We start from the raw sequence: 16734 nt of genomic DNA on the forward strand, positions 1-16734 counted from the left end.
GCGGAGAGCAACCATGAAGACAGTCGATCTCAATTGCGACCTCGGCGAAGGTTTTGGCGCGTGGGAGATGGGCAACGACGCCGCCATGATCGACCTTGCAAGCTCGGTCAACGTCGCCTGCGGATTCCATGCCGGGGACCCCGACATCATGCGCCGGACGGTGGAGCTCGCGAAAGCGCGCGGCGTCTCGGTCGGCGCCCATCCCGGCTACCGCGACCTGCACGGTTTCGGCCGGCATCCGATCGCGGGCCTCAAGGCCTCCGAGATCGAGAACCTCGTCGCCTATCAGATCGGCGCACTTCAAGCGATCGCGACCGCGGCGGGCCACAAGGTCACGCATGTGAAGGCGCATGGCGCGCTCTCCAACGTCGCCTGCGAGGACGACATGACGGCCAAGGCGATCGCCGCCGGCATCAGGGCGGTCGACCCGAGCCTGATCTTCGTCGTGCTCGCCAATTCGAAACTGGTGAAGGCCGGCGAGGACGCCAATCTGGCGCTGGTGCACGAGGTATTCGCCGACCGTGCTTATGAGGACGACGGCAATCTCGTCTCGCGCAAGAAGCCCGGCGCGGTGCTGCACGACGCCAAGGCGATCGCCGATCGCGTCGTGCGCATGGTGCAGGACGGCGCGGTGGTCTCGGTGACGGGAAAGGTCATCAAGATGCGCACGGATACGGTGTGCATCCACGGCGATACCCACGGCGCGGTCGATATCGCGCGGACCTTGCGTCAGGCTTTGAAGGATGCCGGGATCGAAGTCGCGCCGTTCAAGCGCGGGTAAGGCACACGAGGTGCCGTAGGGTGGATTAGCGAAGCGTAATCCACCATGCTTCAGTGAATGCCGGACGAAGTTGGTGGGTTACGCCTTCGCTAACCCACCCTACGAATTTCGTTAGAACGGATGCACCGAGAGCGTGCCGAACACGATCGCGGCGATGACGGCGAAGGCGCTGTAGAGCGCGACGTGGTTCATGCTCGCCCCGGTCCGACGCGAGAGCGAGCGCGCGTAGATGTGCAGCCTGGCTTCCGCCGATAGTTCGCGCATGGTCGATCTCCAACGCCCCATTTGCGGGATTATGAGGGATCGACTGGGGTGTCAGGCAAGAGTCCGGCGCAAATAGCGACGCGGGTCCTCTGAAGACGCCGCATCGCAGGTACAAATTCTCTCCGTCCGCCGGTTCCGAGAATCTTATTCGTTAAGATCTGAGTCAGCTGGAACCGGCCCGGATGACAGTGGCGTGACAGTCAGTAGACGTCAGCCTGGAAGCGGCCGGTCTTCTTGAGCTCGGCGACGAAACTGACGGCCTCATCCGTCGAACGCGCCCCGAACTGGGCGACGATATCGACCAGCGCGCGCTCGACGTCCTTGGCCATGCGCTTGGCATCGCCGCAGATGTAGAGATGCGCGCCCTCGGCGAGCCACGTCCACAATTCGCGGCCGACCTCGCGCATGCGGTCCTGCACATAAAACTTCTTGTCGCCGTCGCGCGACCAGGCCAGCGACAGTCGCGTCAACTGACCCGACGTCTTCATGGCGTTGAGTTCGTCCTGGTAGAAGAAGTCGCAATCGCTGCGCTGGTGGCCGAAGAACAGCCAGTTCTTGCCGGGCGCGCCCGTCGCCTTGCGGTCGTGCAGGAAGGCGCGGAACGGCGCGATGCCGGTGCCGGGGCCGATCATGATGATGGGAATCTTCGGATCCTGCGGCAGGCCGAAGCCGTGCGCCTTCTGCACATAGACCTTGAGCTTCTCGCCCTCGTTGATGCGCTCGCCGAGGAACGTCGAGGCAACGCCGAGGCGCTTGCGCTTGCCGATGACGTAACGCACCGAGTCGACCGTCAGCGACAGCTTTCCAGGCGTCGCATTGTGCGACGAGGAGATCGAATAGAGCCGCGGCTGGAGCGGCTCCAGCGCCTCGACGAAGGCTTCGGGATGCGGCCGCGTGCCCGAAAATTTCTGGAGCGCTGCCATCACGTCGAGCGTCGCGGCGTCGCCATCGGGATCCTCGCCCTGCGCCAGCGCCCGCGCCTTCTCGCGCTGCGCGCCGCCGGTGATGAAGGAGAGCAGCTCGAACAGCGTGTCCGGCGCCGGCGACAGCGAGACGTCGTCGATCAACACCTGCCGCAGCGTCTTGCCTCTGACCTGCGTGGTGTGGGAGGCGCCGAGCAGTGCGATGATCTGATCGGCGAGGCCGATTTCGTTGCGCGCGAACACGCCAAAACTGTCGCCGACGACGTAATCGAGCTTGCTCTCGGAGAGATCGAACTCGACGTGATAGGTTTCCTTCTCCGACTTCCCCTTGTTGAGAAGGCGGCGCGACAGGAAGGTCGCGGCAACAGGGTTGTCGCGCGAACGGCCGGGCTCGGCGATCGTCACCGTGACGGCGGGAGCCGCCACCGCGTCCTGCTTGTCAGCCGCCTTGGCCGCCGGCGCCTTGTCGAGGTCTTCGTACAGCGACTTCAGCATCCGCGCGGTTTCCTTGCCGCCGGGGACGCACAGGTTGAGCCGCGCTTCGCTGCGGCCCGCAATCGCCTCCGAATAGTCGTTGCAATTGTAGCCGCACTGCCCGCAATCCTGCTGCGCCATCGCCGCCATCATCTTGCGGCGCACGGGACGGCCTTCGGCGAGCTTCATCCGATCGGCGATCGGCATGGTCTGGTCGTGCCATGGCGCTTCACCGTCGTCGCCGTCTCCGGCTTGCATGACGGCGGCGCCCTGCTCCGCCGACAGTGGCGTTGCGACATCGGGCGACAGCAGCCCGGCAAAGAAGCCGTTGAGCCAGGAGCGCTGCGCGTCGGAGAACGGCGCGCTGGCGGGAATGATGTCGAGTTTCGGCGGAGGCGTGATCTGGTTCATGCGGACACCTGTGCATCGGCAAGCTTGCGCAGCGTCTCGCCGTCATGGCGGCGCGCAAAGGACAGGAAGGATTCGTCGGGAGACGAGCGATGGGCGATATAGGCCTTGAGCAGTCCTTCGACGGTCTTCGGCGCGTCTTCGGCCTTGAGGTCGTGATAGACCTCCTGCCCGACATCGGCATCGGGGCCGAACCCGCCGCCGGTGAAGAGGTGATAACCCTCCACCGTGTCATCCTCGTTGATCGGCACGCGTGCGCCGATCAGGCCGATGTCGCTGATGTAATGCTGCGCGCAGGAATGGTGACAGCCAGTGACATGGATGTTGACCGGCTTGTCCATGGCGACGCGCGGCTCGCACCAGTCACCGATCTCGGCAGCATTGCGCTTGGTGTTGGAAGCGGCGAAGCGGCAGCCGGCATTGCCGGTGCAGGCAATCAGGCCGGCGCGGATGTGCGAGGCCTCGACCGCGAGCCCGATCTGCTTGATCGCGGCAATGGCGAGTTCGACATTCTCGTCGCGCACGCCTGAGATCAGCAGGTTCTGCCAGACAGTCAGGCGGATCTCGCCGTCGCCGAGGTCCTGCGCGACCTTGGCCAGGCCCCGCATCTGATCGCAGCTGATCTTGCCGAGCGTCAGCGACACGCCGATCCAGTTCAGGCCGTCCTGCTTCTGCTTGTGCACGCCGATATGCGCCATGCGGTCGGCGGCAGGCCGCGGCAGAAACGCTTCCTCCGGCACGCGGGTGAACGGCGTCTTCAGCCGCTCCTCGACCAGCTTGAGGAAACCGTCATGACCCATGGCGTCGAGCACGTATTTCAGCCGCGCCTTGTTGCGGTTGGTGCGGTCACCATGTTCGATGAACACGCGCACGATCATGTCGGCGACGGCAGTCGCGTGCTCCGGCTTGACGATGATGTTGGAGTACTTTGCAAAATCCTTGTGCCCGGTGATGCCGCCGAGACCGAGGCGAAACCAGATGCCGGGCTCGACGCCGAACCCGTCCTTCACCTCAAAAGCCGTAAACGCGATGTCGTTGGTTTCCTCCAGCACTGCAACCTTGCCGGCGCCGTCGAAGGCGACGTTGAACTTGCGCGGCAGGCCGTAAAGCGTGCGGTCGTTGAGGATGTGGTAGTGCCACTCGCGCGCATACGGCCGCGTGTCGATCAGTTCCTGCGGATCGATGCCTGCCGTCGGCGTCCCCGTGACGTTGCGGATGTTGTCGGCGCCGGAGCCGCGCGAGCACAGGCCGAGGTCCTGGATGCCCTCGATCAGCAGAATCGCGTTCTTCGGCGGGATCTCGCGAAGCTGGAGGTTGGCGCGCGTGGTGGCGTGGCTGTAGGGGCCGCACAATTCGTCGGCGAGATCGGCAAGGCCGGACAGCTGCCAGTGCTTCATGATGCCGTTCGGGATGCGCAGGCGGCACATGTAGGAATCCTGCGCCGGCGCGACGTAGAAGATGCCGTAGTAGCGCCAGCGAAAATTGTCGGCGGGGCTTGGCGGCGCGTTGTCGAGCGCCTGCTGGCGCAGACGCGGATAGGCATCGAACGGATGCTCGTCGCGCTTGAACTTCTCCTGGTCGTTGAGCTTCTTGCCGGACGCGATGACCTTGTCCTGCGCCCTGATGTGCACGGCGTCGGGACCAACAGGCTCGGCGTCCGCCTTGCCGGCGCCGCCACCGAGACCGCGCCCCACGCGGCTGATCTGCAGGCCGGTCGTAAAACCTTCGAGATAGCGTTTCTGCTCGTCGGTGAAGTCGACTGAGACTGTTTCGAGTTTCATGGTCGGTAACGAAGCTCCTGCGTCCACCTGGGTGGGATCGACGGAAAATTGTGCGACCCGCGAGGCACTCGGCTGGCGGCTTACGCCAGCTTCGCTACCCAACGGTCCAATCAGCTTCGTTGCTGTGGGACTTGGCGCAGCAGGCAACAATGACAAGCTGGCCGCACTGCAACATACAAGTTGCGTGCCAGCTTCCACGAAAATGAAATTGGAATGAATTCAGCTGGTTAGAGGCGTCTCCGGAAGATCCCGGGGACGGAACTCTCATGAAATTCGAGCAGCTGGCCTAAAATTTAGACGATGATCACGCCCGCCCAAAAACGGTGCAGGTCAAATCAGGTCTTCCAGCGCCCGACCTCGAAGGCTTCCAGATGGCCTTGAATGTTGCCGGGATCGAAGGTCGGCCCGGCAAATGCCCCGAACGGCGCGGGCGCCTCGGTCGGCGGCTGGCGGCCAAGCGCGGCGTCATAGAGGTCAGGCGTGAAGACGGCCATGGCCGTCTTCACGCCATCCGGCGTCAGCGCAGTCTGCCCCCAGCGCACCATCTGCGCGTAAAGCCAGGCAGCCTGGACGGGTTCCGGGCGCCCTGCCCCTTCGCGTCCAACCAGGAGATAGCGGCCGCTCTCCCGGTACGTGCCATCGGGCGAGATCTTCAAACGCCCCGTGAGGGTTCGCTGAATGACTTCGGCATCGACGCCGATCCGCTCCGGATGCGCCAGGATTTGCGCCGCTTCGGTCAGGTTCGCGGACTCCTCGATGAATGCAGCCGCCTTCACGGCCGCGCGGACCAGCGCGGCAACCACATCCGGATTCGTGTCGGCCCAGGTCTGGCGGACCGCCAAAACCTTCTCCGCCGCGCGCTCGAGAATGTCCGAGACGAAATGCAGGATGTGGCCGATGCCGAGATCGACCGCGATCGAATTCCAGGGCGCACCGACGCAGAACGCATCGACATGGCCATTAGCGAGACTGTCGACCATGTAAGGCGGCGGCAGCACCACGAGGCGCACGTCTTCGTCCGGATCGACGCCGGCGGCGGCCATCCAGAACCGCAGCTGGTAATTGTGGGTCGAGAACGGAAAGGTCATGCCGAAGGTCAGCGGATCGGCGCCCGCCTTGCGACGCTTGGCAACGACCTTCGCCAGCGCCTTGGCCGTCGCGAGCGGATCGAAACGGTCGCCATCGATCTCCTCCATCAATGCGGCATGGAGCGTCGGCGACACCGTGATCGCATTGCCGTTGATGCCGAGATTGAAGGGCGCGGCGATCGGCACCTTGACGTGGCCGAGCCCGAGCGAGGACGCGATCGCGACGGGTGCCAGCAGATGCGCGGCATCGAACAGGCCGATGTTGAGCTTGTCGCGGACGTTGGACCAGGAGACCTCGCGCACCAGCTCGACGTCGAGGCCTTCGGCGGCGGCAAAGCCCTTGTCGACGGCGATGATCAGCGCGGCGGCATCGACCAGCGGGATGAACCCGATGCGAAGGGGAGCGGTCATTTCAGCATCTCCGACGCGGTGATGATCGACTGGGCGATCTCGCCGATTTTCTTCTTCTCGCGCATCGCGGTGGAGCGCAGCAGCACATAGGCCTCGTCCTCGTTGAGGCCCTTCACCTTCATCAAGATGCCCTTGGCCTTCTCGATAATCTTGCGGTCCTCGAGCTGCGACTTGGTGCGCTCCAGCTCCTCCTGGAGTTTTGCAAAGGCATTGAAGCGGGACACGCAGAGGTCGAGGATCGGCTTGATGCGCTCCTTCTTCAACCCGTCGACGATATAGGCGGACACCCCCGCTTCGACGGAGGCCTGGATCGAGGATGAATCGCTCTGGTCCACGAACATCGCGATCGGCCGCTTCACGGCGCGGCTGACCTGGAACATCGCCTCCAGCACGTCGCGGCTGGGGTTTTCGAGGTCGATCACGATGATGTCGGGATCGACCGCATAAATACGGGCGAGCAGGCTCTGCATCTCACGGATATGGACGATCTGCGTGAATCCGGCCTCCCGCAACCCTTCCTCGAGGATCGCAGCCCGGATCGGGCTCTCGTCGACAATCACGATTTTAGGCGACTGTTCGGCGCTCATTGCTCACTCACCACCCGTGATTCATCCATAGCATGCCGGAGGGGGATGCAAAGGGTTGTAATTATGGGCAATTGGGACTAGCTCAGGCCTGTCAATCAGGCAGATTTGGATATGAATCAGACGGCTGCGCCAAAGGTCAGCTTCGTGTCGCTCGGGTGTCCCAAGGCATTGGTGGATTCCGAGCGCATCATCACGCGCCTGCGCGCCGAGGGCTACGAGCTCGCCCGCAAGCATGACGGGGCCGACATCGTCATCGTCAACACCTGTGGCTTTCTCGACAGCGCCAAGCAGGAATCGCTCTCGGCGATCGGGGTGGCCATGGCCGAGAACGGCAAGGTGATCGTGACGGGTTGCATGGGCGCCGAGCCCGAGCAGATCGAGCAGGCCTATCCCGGCGTGCTCTCCATCACCGGCCCGCAGCAATATGAGAGCGTGCTGGACGCCGTGCATCGCGCGCTGCCGCCGGCCCACAATCCGCATCTCGACCTGGTGCCGCCGCAGGGCATCAAGCTGACGCCGCGGCACTACGCCTATTTGAAGATCTCCGAGGGCTGCAACAACCGCTGCACCTTCTGCATCATTCCAAAACTGCGCGGCGATCTCGTCTCGCGCCCGGCCAACGACGTGCTGCGCGAGGCCGAGCGGCTGGTCGACGCCGGCGTGAAAGAGCTGCTGGTGATCTCGCAGGACACCTCGGCCTATGGCGTCGATCTCAAATATGCCGAGAGCCCGTGGAAGGATCGCCAGGTCCGCGCCAAATTCCTCGACCTCGCGCGCGAGCTCGGCGAACTCGGCGCCTGGGTGCGGCTGCAATATGTCTACCCCTACCCGCATGTCGACGAGGTCATCGCGCTGATGAACGAGGGCAAGGTGCTGCCCTATCTCGACATCCCGTTCCAGCATGCAAGCCCCGAGGTGCTGAAGGCGATGAAGCGCCCCGCGGCACAGGACAAGACGCTGGCGCGCATCAAGCGCTGGCGTGAGGAGTGCCCCGATCTCGCGCTGCGTTCGACCTTCATCGTCGGCTTCCCCGGCGAGACCGATGCCGACTTCGCCTACCTGCTCGACTGGCTCGATGAAGCCGAGATCGATCGCCTCGGCTGTTTCAAATACGAACCGGTTGCGGGCGCCACGTCGAATGCGATCGAGAATCCGGTGCCCGAAGAGATCAAGCAGGAGCGCTACAACGCCCTGATGGCCCGCCAGCAGAAGATCTCGGCACGCCGGCTGAAGCGCAAGGTCGGCACGCGCCAGCAGATCATCATCGACGAGATTGGCCCGACGGTCGCCAAGGGCCGCTCCAAGGCCGATGCGCCGGAGATCGATGGCGCGGTCTATCTCACCAGCCGCCGCCCGTTGCGCGTCGGCGAGATCGTCACCGCCAAGATCGAGCGCGCGGACCAGTACGACCTGCACGGCAGCGTCGCGGGGTTCTAGATCCCACGAAATGCGATGCGTTCAGCGCACAATTTCGATTGCCGGTGCGTCGAGTCTGCGTGGCAATCGAGAATTTTTCTCGTTTGGACTTATACGGCATAGGCTAATGCTTCATCGCGACGCACGGCCCGCGTTGACGGCGCTGTCCCTGACCGACGACGCCAGTTGAACCGACGTTGCTTCCGCCCGTGATCTTCATGGCTTTGCCGGGACCGCATTCGACATAGACGACTTGTCCAGGGCCGAGCTGTCCGGCAGGAGGCTCGGTCTTCATGACCATTTGCGCCAGGGCGACTTGTGACGCGAAGACGCACGCAGCCAACACACTCAATCGTAGAATTTTCACCGCAATCTCCTCAAAAGAAACGGCGGAAGAATAGCGGCGACGGGATAATCCACAAGTAGTCCACGCGATTTCTTACAATCTAAACATCGAATTCCTGCACAGTCCCAACGCCCCGAGAATGAGCAGCACTACGCAAAAGCGCTATGAAAGATATTCGCCGCCTGCCGTTGCCCTTCCGAGGCCAACGTTGAAACACCGCGCGCCCCTTCAGACCTCCGCCAGCCATTTCGGCACCCAGCGCTCCGGGCGCGGGGCGCGGGCGAGATCGGCCTGAGCCTCGGATAATTTCGCGGGCTCGCCGCCGATGGCCGGGCGCACATCGTATTCGAAATTCGGCATGACGCGGCCGTCGGCGTAGAGGCCGAATTTCATCGCGTACCACAGTCCGAGTTCGGGCTGTGCCTTCCGCATCTCCTCGCGCAGATCGCGCAGCAGGGATTCGACCGAGGCGGCCTCCTCGAACGGCTGCGGTCCGCGCGAAAGCACGCGCGCCTCGTATTGCTTGCCGACGATCGCGACCTCGAAAGGAGTCTTGTCCCAGGGTTTCTTGCCCTTCGGCAGGTGGGCGGCGAGCCGCCAGCCGAGCTCGGCCATCAGCCGGTGATTGGCCCAATAATCCTCGCGATCACGGCTCCATTTTTCCATGAAGCCGCGGAAGTCGGGCATATCAGGCGCGCCGTCGTCGCACGCCATGGGCTCGCCGACCGGCCGCCCGGCGAGCCATTGTGCGAGCTCGACCGTCTGGCACTCGACCTCGTCATGCGGCTTCAGATCGCTCCAGGCTTTGTCGAATTGCTGCGACGTCAGTTTTGCAAGCAGCGCATCGAGGCTCGGCGCCAGCAGCTCGTAGTCACCCTCTGACCCCAGACCGACGATCGGCGGATTGTCGCGGTCAAGACCCGCGCCGTACCAGCCGCCGACGGCCGAGCCGTCTGGCAGCCGCATGAACAGCGAAAACCTGTCGCGCAAGGGACTGCCGTCAAAGATCGGCGCCTGATCGGAGAACTGGCCTTGCAGGGAAAAGCAGCCGACGCTGCCCCAGGGCCGCCCGTTCAGCCAATCGGCAAAATCCACCAGCAGCGGCGGCGCCTCGATGCCCGGCGGAAATGCGCCGCGGATGCTGTCGAGATCGATGGGGTAAGGCGTGTCGGACAAGGCTTTTAAACTATCTGGTTGGTCCCGCCTTTTTGGTCTGAGCCGTCATGCATTCGGTTCGAACCAAGTCGCGTCCTTCGATCACAAACGCGCTAGAGGTTCAATGGTTGCTACGTGGCAATCGAAGAATTGCAATCACAAGGCCGAAATCCAGCTCAGCTTGTCTGCAAAAATCGTCAAGCGATCTCCGCTGCAGCAACGATGCGGATCAAGCACACATCGACCTGACCGATGCACGCCCGGCGGGTGTTTTGCAAAACGCCTGCTTGACAAGCCCTGCCATTCGCATGTATTGCCGCGGCCCATGATCAACGCTCGGACCCATCAGCGCACCGAAATGCTCCGTCGTCGCTCCCGCGACGATGACGGGTTGCGCCATGTCCGACGACGCCGCTGATCTCCTGACATCAGCTTGGTTTTCGAGAAGGCCGCACCCGCAAGGTGCGGCCTTTCTGCTTTTTGCGTCCCTTTTCCACCCGCCTCCAGAGGAGTTCGACATGACCGCCGCCACCCATCCGTACGACGCGCTGATGGACATCACCGCACGGCCCAAGACCGTGTTCGTCCGCGGCGCGGGCTCCTACCTCTGGGACGACAGCCGCAAGCGTTATCTCGATTTCGTGCAGGGCTGGGCCGTGAACTGCCTCGGTCACTCCCCGCCCGCAATCGCCGATGCACTCACCGCGCAAGCCAAGCGGCTGCTGACGCCGAGCCCCGCCTTCTACAACGAGCCGAGCCTGAAGCTTGCCGAGGCACTGGTTTCAAACAGCGCGTTCGACCAGGTGTTCTTCGCCAACTCTGGTGCGGAGGCCAACGAAGGCGGGATCAAGCTCGCGCGCAAATATGGCAGCCTGCACAGAGGCGGCGCGTTCGAGATCATCAGCTTCGAGGGCGGCTTCCACGGAAGAACGCTGGCGACGATGTCGGCCTCGGGCAAGAAGGCGTTCGAGCCGCTGTTCGAGCCCAAGGTCGCCGGCTTCAAGAAGGCGAAGCTGAACGACATCGCCTCGGTCGAAAGGCTGATCAACGACAACACCGTCGCGGTGATGCTCGAGCCGATCCAGGGTGAATCAGGTGTGTGGCTTGCGACCGACCAGTTCCTGAAGGAGTTGCGCGCGCTCACCAAGGCGCACGGCCTGCTGCTGATTTTTGACGAGATCCAGACCGGCATGGGCCGGACCGGAAAACTATTCCATTACGAGCACACAGGCATTGCGCCCGATATCATGACGCTCGGCAAGGGTATCGGCGGCGGCGTGCCGCTCGCAGCCCTGCTTGCGACCGAACGTGCCTCCTGCTTCGAGCACGGCGACCAGGGCGGCACGTTCAACGGCAACCCGGTCATGTGCGCGGTGGGCCTCGCCGTGCTCGAGGAGGTCGGCAAGCCGGACTTCCTGAAGTCGGTCACCGAGACCGGCCTGCTGCTCGAAAGCGAGTTGCAGAAGGTCTCGGCGCGGCACGGCCTCGGCGGCGTGCGGGGACGCGGGCTGCTGCTCGCGCTCGATCTCAAGCTGCCGATCGCGCCCGGCATCGTCGCACAGGCGTTCGAGGCCGGCGTGCTCCTGAACGCGCCGCAGCTCGACACACTGCGCTTCATGCCGGCGCTGAACGTCACGAAGGGAGAGATCGCCGAGATGATCGATTGTCTCGACGGGATTTTGACCAAGACCGGCGCGGCAAGACGGGTGGCATAGAGAAGGTCTCGTGCCCCGGACGTAGCGCAGCGCCCCTTCGGCGATGCGCTGCAGAGCCGGGGCCTATCTCTCCGTATCGGGTACCGCATCTGGGTCCCGGCTCTGCGCAGCAGCGTAAGAACGCTGCAGCGCGTCCGGGACACGGGGGTGGATGACGAGGGAGGAACTACGGCTTCAAAATCGACGCGCCGGTGGTCTTGCGGCTTTCGAGATCGATATGCGCTTTCGCGGCGTCCTTGAGCGCGTAGGCGTGGTTGATCGGCACGTGCAGCTTGCCGTTGATGACGGCGGAAAACAGCGTGTCGGCGCCTTCCAGCAGTTCCTTGCGGGTGCCGACGTAATCGTTGAGCTTCGGCCGGGTCGCAAACAGCGAGCCGTGATTGTTGAGCTCGGCGATCGAGAACGGCGGCACGGGGCCTGACGCGTTACCGAAAGAAACGAACATGCCGCGCGGCTTCAGGCAGGACAGCGAGCCGGGGAAGGTCGCCTTGCCGACGCCGTCATAGACGACATCGCAGCCCTCGTTGCGACTGATCTGTTTGACGCGGGCGACGAAGTCCTCCTCGTTGTAGAGGATGACGTGGTCGCAGCCATTGGCTTCCGCAAGCTCGGCCTTCTCGCGCGAGCCGACGGTGCCGATGACATGGGCCCCGAGCGCCCGCGCCCATTGGCAGGCGAGCAGGCCGATGCCGCCGGCTGCGGCATGGATCAGCACGCGGTGATGCGGCTCGACCTTGAAGGTCTTGTGCAGGAGATACCAGACCGTCAGCCCCTTCAGCATCAGCACGGCGCCCTGCTCGTGGGTGATGTGGTCGGGCAGCTTGACCAGCTTCTCCCAGGGGATGTTGCGCTCGCCCGCATACGCGCCGAGATTGTGGTAATAGGCGACGCGATCGCCGGGATGGAAATTCGTGACGCCCGGCCCGACGGCCATGACCTCGCCCGAGGCCTCGTTGCCGGCGATGAAGGGCAGCCCCGGCGCCTTGTAGAGGCCGGTGCGGTAATAGACGTCGATGAAGTTCAGCCCGACCGCATGCTGGCGGATGCGCACCTCGCCGGGTCCGGGCGCCGGCACGTCGATGCTCTCATAGACGAGCACTTCGGGGCCTCCGACCTTGTGCACACGGACGGCTTTGGTCATCACCTGACCTCCTCTTCAGCAAGGCTAAGCGAAAGACATCGCGCCCGCCTTGTCAACTCGACCCGGGTTGGAGCGGCTAGGCGGACGGCTTGCGGGCCTTCTTGCGGTTGCTCTTGGCCAGCACGTTGAAGAACTCCACCGCCGCCGAGAACGCAATTGCGAAATAGATGTAGCCGCGCGGAATGTGGAATTGGAATCCATCCGCGACCAGCGCGACGCCGATCAGCACCAGGAACGCCAGCGCCAGCATTTTCGTGGTCGGGTGCTCCGCGACGAATCGCGACACCGGCCCGGACGAAATGTACATGATCAGGCAGGCGATCACGACGGCCGCGATCATGATCTCGATGTCCTGCGCCATGCCGATCGCGGTGATGATCGAGTCCAGCGAGAATACGATGTCGATCACGATGATCTGGACGATCACCCAGAGAAAGGCGTTGCCGGCGGATTTCTGATCGCCCTCGCCGTCATCGGCTTCGACCTCGGCGTGGATCTCGTGCGTCGCTTTCGCGATCAGGAACAGGCCGCCGCCGATCAGGATGAGATCGCGCCAGGAAAAATCATAACCTGAAAACGAGAACACCGGCGCGGTCAGGCCGATCAGCCAGACCAGCAGGCTGAGCAGGATGATGCGGAAGATCAGCGCCAGCGCGAGCCCGATCTGGCGGGCGCGGAGCGCCTGATGCTCAGGAATGCGCGAGACGATCACCGACAGGAAGATGACGTTGTCGATGCCGAGCACGATCTCGAGCGCGGTCAAGGTCAGCAGCGCGGCCCAGGCCTCGGGGCTGGTCAACAGATGCATCATGCGAAGGATCTTGCCAGGCGGATCATTGCGTCGCTGAAGCTGATCCAAAACGCGATGGCGCAAAGCGCGACCGTCACGCCGGTGCCGACGCGAAAGTCCATCTCCAGCGTGTAGAGCGCGAGCAGTGCCCAGATCGCGATCAGCGACATCGTCAGCCAGCGCAGCCGCACGACGCGGACCGGATGCAGCACGTGGAACGGCACGAAGGTCAGCACCACAAGCGCCGCCACCAGCAGCGTCGACCACAGCGGCGGCCAGTGCAGCAGGAACAGGTAGAACGCCGCCGCATTCCACAGCGCCGGAAAGCCGCGGAAATGATTGTCGTCCGCCTTCATGCGCAAATCGGCGAAATATAACGCGCTGGTGACGATGATGGCGATGCCGAGCAAAGGTGCCGCCACCGGCAGCAACAGCCCGCTGGCGACGATGGCGTAAGCCGGCACGAAGACATAGGTGACGAAGTCGACCACGAGATCGAGCACGTCGCCCGACCAGTTCGGCTGCACGTCCTTGACCCTCAGCAGGCGCGCAATGGGCCCGTCGATCGCGTCGATGATCAGGGCGACGCCCAGCCACTGGAACATCCCGGCCCAGTGCTCGCGCACGGCCTCCAGCATCGCCAGCAGCGCGATGGCCGCGCCGAAGGCGGTGAAGATGTGCACCGAGAACGCCGCCGCGCGCAACGCCGGTCTCGGCTTCAGGGAATCCTCGTGGGTATCCATGGCTCCTGCTATCAGAACGAGACCGGTTTGCACATAAGCCATTGCGGCGCCCGGTCGCACAATTCGTCATAAAATCAGGGAAATATAGGTGGGCTTGAATTTGCCGCAGGGCGTGTCAAATGTCGTCCCATGACAGACGCATCGACACTCTTTGACGCAGCCGTGATCGGCGGCGGACCGGCGGGACTTGGCGCGGCCATTGCGCTGGCGCAGGCGGGTGCACGGACCGCGCTGGTGGCCCGCCACCTGCCATATGCCGACAACCGCACCACCGCGCTGTTAGGCGCCTCCGTCGATCTGCTGGAGAGCCTCGACGTCTGGCCGCGCTGCAAGGACAAGGCGGCAGCCCTCGAAATCATGCGGCTCGTCGACGACACCGGCCGGCTGTTCCGCAGCCCCGAGGTCAGGTTCTCATGTCACGAGATCGCGCTCGATGCCTTCGGTTACAACATCGACAACCGCTCGCTGATGCTGGCGCTGGAAGAACGTGCCGCCGAGCTGCCCAACATCGTCCGTTTCGACGACGAGGCAGAGAGCGTCGTCATCGAGGCCAACGACGTCGCGATCCGCACGACGTCCGGGCAATTCCTCTCGGCCCGGCTCGTGGTCGGCGCCGACGGCCGGCATTCGCTGTGCCGGGAGGCTGCCGGCATCGCGGTGACACGGCGCGAACTGACGCAGACCGCGCTGACGTTCAACGTCGGCCACGCGCGGCCGCATCGCAATGTCTCGACCGAGTTCCACACGCCGCATGGGCCTTGCGTGTTCGTGCCCCTGCCCGGCGACCGCTCCAGCATCGTCTGGGTCTCGGCACCGGCGGAAGCCGAGCGGCTGCGTGGCTTGAGCGACGCGGAGCTGTCCGCCGCGATCGAGAAGCAGTCGCATTCGATCCTTGGACGCATGAGCGTCGAGCCCGGGCGCAACCTGTTCCCGCTCGCCATCGAACGTCCAAAGTCCTTCGGCCGCGACCGCATCGCACTGGTCGGCGAAGCCGCCCATGTGGTGCCGCCCATTGGTGCCCAGGGGCTCAACCTAGGCCTGCGGGATGCGGCCGACATCGCGAGGCTCGCGGGCGAAGCTATCGCTGCCGGCGAGGATCCCGGCGCGCCCGACGTGCTCAAGCGCTACGACCGGGCACGGCGGCCCGACATCCTGAGCCGGACCTTTGCGATCGACATCGCCAACCGCTCCCTGCTCAATGATTTCCTGCCGCTCCAGCCGGTCCGCGCCGTCGGCATGCACCTGCTCGGCGCCATCGGCCCGCTCCGGCGCTTTGCGATGCGCGAGGGGCTGACACCGACTTGGCGGAAGTAATTTACGGAAACGCCAGCCGCCCGGTCTGAAGCAACCACATCACGCTGGTCAGCGTGACCACGGATGCGAAGGTCCCGAGCAGCACGGCGACGGAGGCGGATTCGATCCAGGCATCATTTTGCCGGGCGATCACGAACACGTTCAGCGCCGGCGGCAGCGAGGCCATCAGCACGGCGGTCGCGGCCCAGGGCTGCGCGAACGGGCCGAACGCCAGCATCAGGCCAAACGCCGCGAGCGGATGGATCAGGAGTTTTACTGCGATCACGCCCGGCACTTCCCAGGGTACGCGATCGAACGGGCGGAGCGCCACGGTGACGCCGAGCACGAATAGCGCGGTCGGCGCGGCTGCGTTCTGGAGAAAGGTGATGGTGCGGTCGAGCGCGACCGGCAGCTCGATATGCAGCGCCGCCACCGCCGCGCCAAAGCAGGCCGACATGATCAGCGGGTTGAGCACGATCTGCTTCAGCACGACGCCGAAGGCGTGCACGAGCGAGGGATGGTCGCGGTCGGACAGCTCGATCAGCAGCGGCACGATCGTGAACAGGAAGATGCTGTCACAGCAGAAGATCAGCGCGGTCGGCGCCGAAGCTTTGGTCCCGAGCACGGCGAGCGCCAGCCCCGGCCCCATATAGCCGATATTGCCGTAGCCGCCGGAGAGCCCGGCGAGCGTTGCCTCGCGCAGCGTCAGCCGTCCCAGCACCTTGCCGACGACCAGCGCCAGGGTGAATGCGGCAACCGTCGACAGCGTGGTCGCGACCAGGAACGGCGGGTTGTTCAATTCCGAGAATGGCGTCTTCGACATGATCGCGAACAGCAGTGCCGGCAGCGACACGTAGAGCAGGAAGAAGTTCATCCAGGCGAGGCCTGATTCCGGCAGGGATTTGACCTTGCCGCACGCGAAACCGACGAAGATCAAGCCGAAATAAGGTAGTGCCAGATTGAGGATATCAGCCATTGATGAAGTTTTTTCTGAAGATTTGGGGGTTATCCGCCCCTTACGAGAACGTTAATTCCAGGTCAGGCCACTAGCATCGGCCACAATCCTGGTCTATCGACGGAAGATGATTAAAGCGCGGACCGCCAAATTCCAGATCGGACAGGTCGTACGCCACCGGATTTTCTCGTTCCGGGGGGTGATCTTCGACATCGATCCGGAATTCAACAACACCGAGGAGTGGTGGCTGTCGATCCCCGAGGAGGTGCGGCCCCACAAGGACCAGCCGTTCTATCACCTGCTCGCGGAGAACGCGGAGTCGGAATACGTTGCCTATGTCTCCGAACAGAACCTGCTGCCCGACGAGTCCGGCGAGCCGGTCCGCCATTCCCAGGTCGCCGAGATCTTCATCAAGGACAAGACCGGCGGCTACCGTCCGCGCAACCCGTCGCTGAACTGAGCC

General features: G+C 63.9%; 16 protein-coding genes. 5 read left to right on the forward strand and 11 right to left on the reverse strand.

Going from position 1 to position 16734, the window contains the following annotated elements; genetic code table 11:
• The first annotated feature begins 13 nt into the window (after positions 1-13).
• A complete protein-coding gene (locus IVB29_RS37790) occupies positions 14-781 on the forward strand; it encodes a 5-oxoprolinase subunit PxpA (RefSeq protein WP_247508511.1) in 768 nt (255 codons plus the stop codon).
• A gap of 111 nt (positions 782-892) precedes the next feature.
• Here IVB29_RS37790 and IVB29_RS37795 read toward each other — a convergent pair whose 3' ends face one another.
• The 5 genes from IVB29_RS37795 to IVB29_RS37815 all read right to left on the reverse strand — a co-directional run bounded on the left by IVB29_RS37795 (position 893) and on the right by IVB29_RS37815 (position 6717).
• The gene (locus tag IVB29_RS37795) at positions 893-1045 is read right to left on the reverse strand and encodes a hypothetical protein (RefSeq protein WP_247508512.1); all 153 of its coding nucleotides are present in this window, start codon (positions 1043-1045) and stop codon (positions 893-895) included.
• Between the two features lie 200 nt (positions 1046-1245).
• On the reverse strand, positions 1246-2853 hold the full coding sequence (locus IVB29_RS37800) for a sulfite reductase subunit alpha (RefSeq protein WP_247508513.1): 1608 nt from the start codon (positions 2851-2853) through the stop codon (positions 1246-1248).
• On the reverse strand, positions 2850-4631 hold the full coding sequence (locus IVB29_RS37805) for a NirA family protein (RefSeq protein WP_247508514.1): 1782 nt from the start codon (positions 4629-4631) through the stop codon (positions 2850-2852). The genes IVB29_RS37800 and IVB29_RS37805 overlap by 4 nt, the downstream gene beginning before the upstream one ends.
• 335 nt (positions 4632-4966) lie before the next feature.
• On the reverse strand, positions 4967-6130 hold the full coding sequence (locus IVB29_RS37810) for a CmpA/NrtA family ABC transporter substrate-binding protein (RefSeq protein ID WP_247508515.1): 1164 nt from the start codon (positions 6128-6130) through the stop codon (positions 4967-4969).
• Positions 6127-6717: an ANTAR domain-containing protein gene (locus tag IVB29_RS37815; protein WP_247508516.1), complete on the reverse strand. Its 591-nt coding sequence runs from the start codon at positions 6715-6717 to the stop codon at positions 6127-6129. Before IVB29_RS37815 ends, IVB29_RS37810 begins: the two co-directional genes overlap by 4 nt.
• A 111-nt stretch (positions 6718-6828) precedes the next feature.
• Between IVB29_RS37815 and rimO the strand changes: the two genes are divergently transcribed.
• Complete coding sequence (rimO, locus tag IVB29_RS37820) at positions 6829-8154, forward strand: 30S ribosomal protein S12 methylthiotransferase RimO (RefSeq protein WP_247508517.1); 1326 nt, start codon at positions 6829-6831, stop codon at positions 8152-8154.
• Positions 8155-8257: 103 nt separating this feature from the next.
• Here the strand turns inward: rimO and IVB29_RS37825 are convergent, their stop codons facing one another.
• Positions 8258-8500, reverse strand: a complete 243-nt coding sequence (locus IVB29_RS37825) for a hypothetical protein (RefSeq protein ID WP_247508518.1) — start codon at positions 8498-8500, stop codon at positions 8258-8260.
• Positions 8501-8707: 207 nt separating this feature from the next.
• On the reverse strand, positions 8708-9655 hold the full coding sequence (locus tag IVB29_RS37830) for a hypothetical protein (protein WP_247508519.1): 948 nt from the start codon (positions 9653-9655) through the stop codon (positions 8708-8710).
• Between the two features lie 497 nt (positions 9656-10152).
• On the opposite strand from IVB29_RS37830, the gene IVB29_RS37835 reads away from it, so the two are divergent.
• Complete coding sequence (locus tag IVB29_RS37835; protein WP_247508520.1) at positions 10153-11349, forward strand: acetylornithine transaminase; 1197 nt, start codon at positions 10153-10155, stop codon at positions 11347-11349.
• 166 nt (positions 11350-11515) lie between these two features.
• Here the strand turns inward: IVB29_RS37835 and IVB29_RS37840 are convergent, their stop codons facing one another.
• The 3 genes from IVB29_RS37840 to pcsA form a co-directional block, all read right to left on the reverse strand.
• The gene (locus IVB29_RS37840) at positions 11516-12490 is read right to left on the reverse strand and encodes a quinone oxidoreductase (RefSeq protein ID WP_247508521.1); all 975 of its coding nucleotides are present in this window, start codon (positions 12488-12490) and stop codon (positions 11516-11518) included.
• A 76-nt stretch (positions 12491-12566) separates the two neighbouring features.
• Positions 12567-13301, reverse strand: coding sequence for a TerC family protein (locus tag IVB29_RS37845; protein WP_247508522.1), 735 nt, complete (start codon positions 13299-13301; stop codon positions 12567-12569).
• The gene (gene pcsA, locus IVB29_RS37850; RefSeq protein ID WP_247508523.1) at positions 13298-14065 is read right to left on the reverse strand and encodes a phosphatidylcholine synthase; all 768 of its coding nucleotides are present in this window, start codon (positions 14063-14065) and stop codon (positions 13298-13300) included. The genes IVB29_RS37845 and pcsA overlap by 4 nt, the downstream gene beginning before the upstream one ends.
• Positions 14066-14152: 87 nt before the next feature.
• Here pcsA and IVB29_RS37855 point away from each other — a divergent pair, with 87 nt between their 5' ends.
• Entirely contained in the window at positions 14153-15337 is a 1185-nt protein-coding gene (locus tag IVB29_RS37855) for a UbiH/UbiF family hydroxylase (protein WP_247508524.1), read from the forward strand.
• A gap of 1 nt (position 15338) precedes the next feature.
• Here IVB29_RS37855 and IVB29_RS37860 read toward each other — a convergent pair whose 3' ends face one another.
• Complete coding sequence (locus IVB29_RS37860) at positions 15339-16292, reverse strand: AEC family transporter (RefSeq protein WP_247508525.1); 954 nt, start codon at positions 16290-16292, stop codon at positions 15339-15341.
• A gap of 106 nt (positions 16293-16398) precedes the next feature.
• Here IVB29_RS37860 and hspQ point away from each other — a divergent pair, with 106 nt between their 5' ends.
• The gene (gene hspQ, locus IVB29_RS37865) at positions 16399-16731 is read left to right on the forward strand and encodes a heat shock protein HspQ (RefSeq protein WP_247508526.1); all 333 of its coding nucleotides are present in this window, start codon (positions 16399-16401) and stop codon (positions 16729-16731) included.
• Positions 16732-16734: the final 3 nt, after the last annotated feature.

This window comes from Bradyrhizobium sp. 1 (assembly GCF_023073315.1).
In the GTDB taxonomy this organism is placed as follows: domain Bacteria; phylum Pseudomonadota; class Alphaproteobacteria; order Rhizobiales; family Xanthobacteraceae; genus Bradyrhizobium.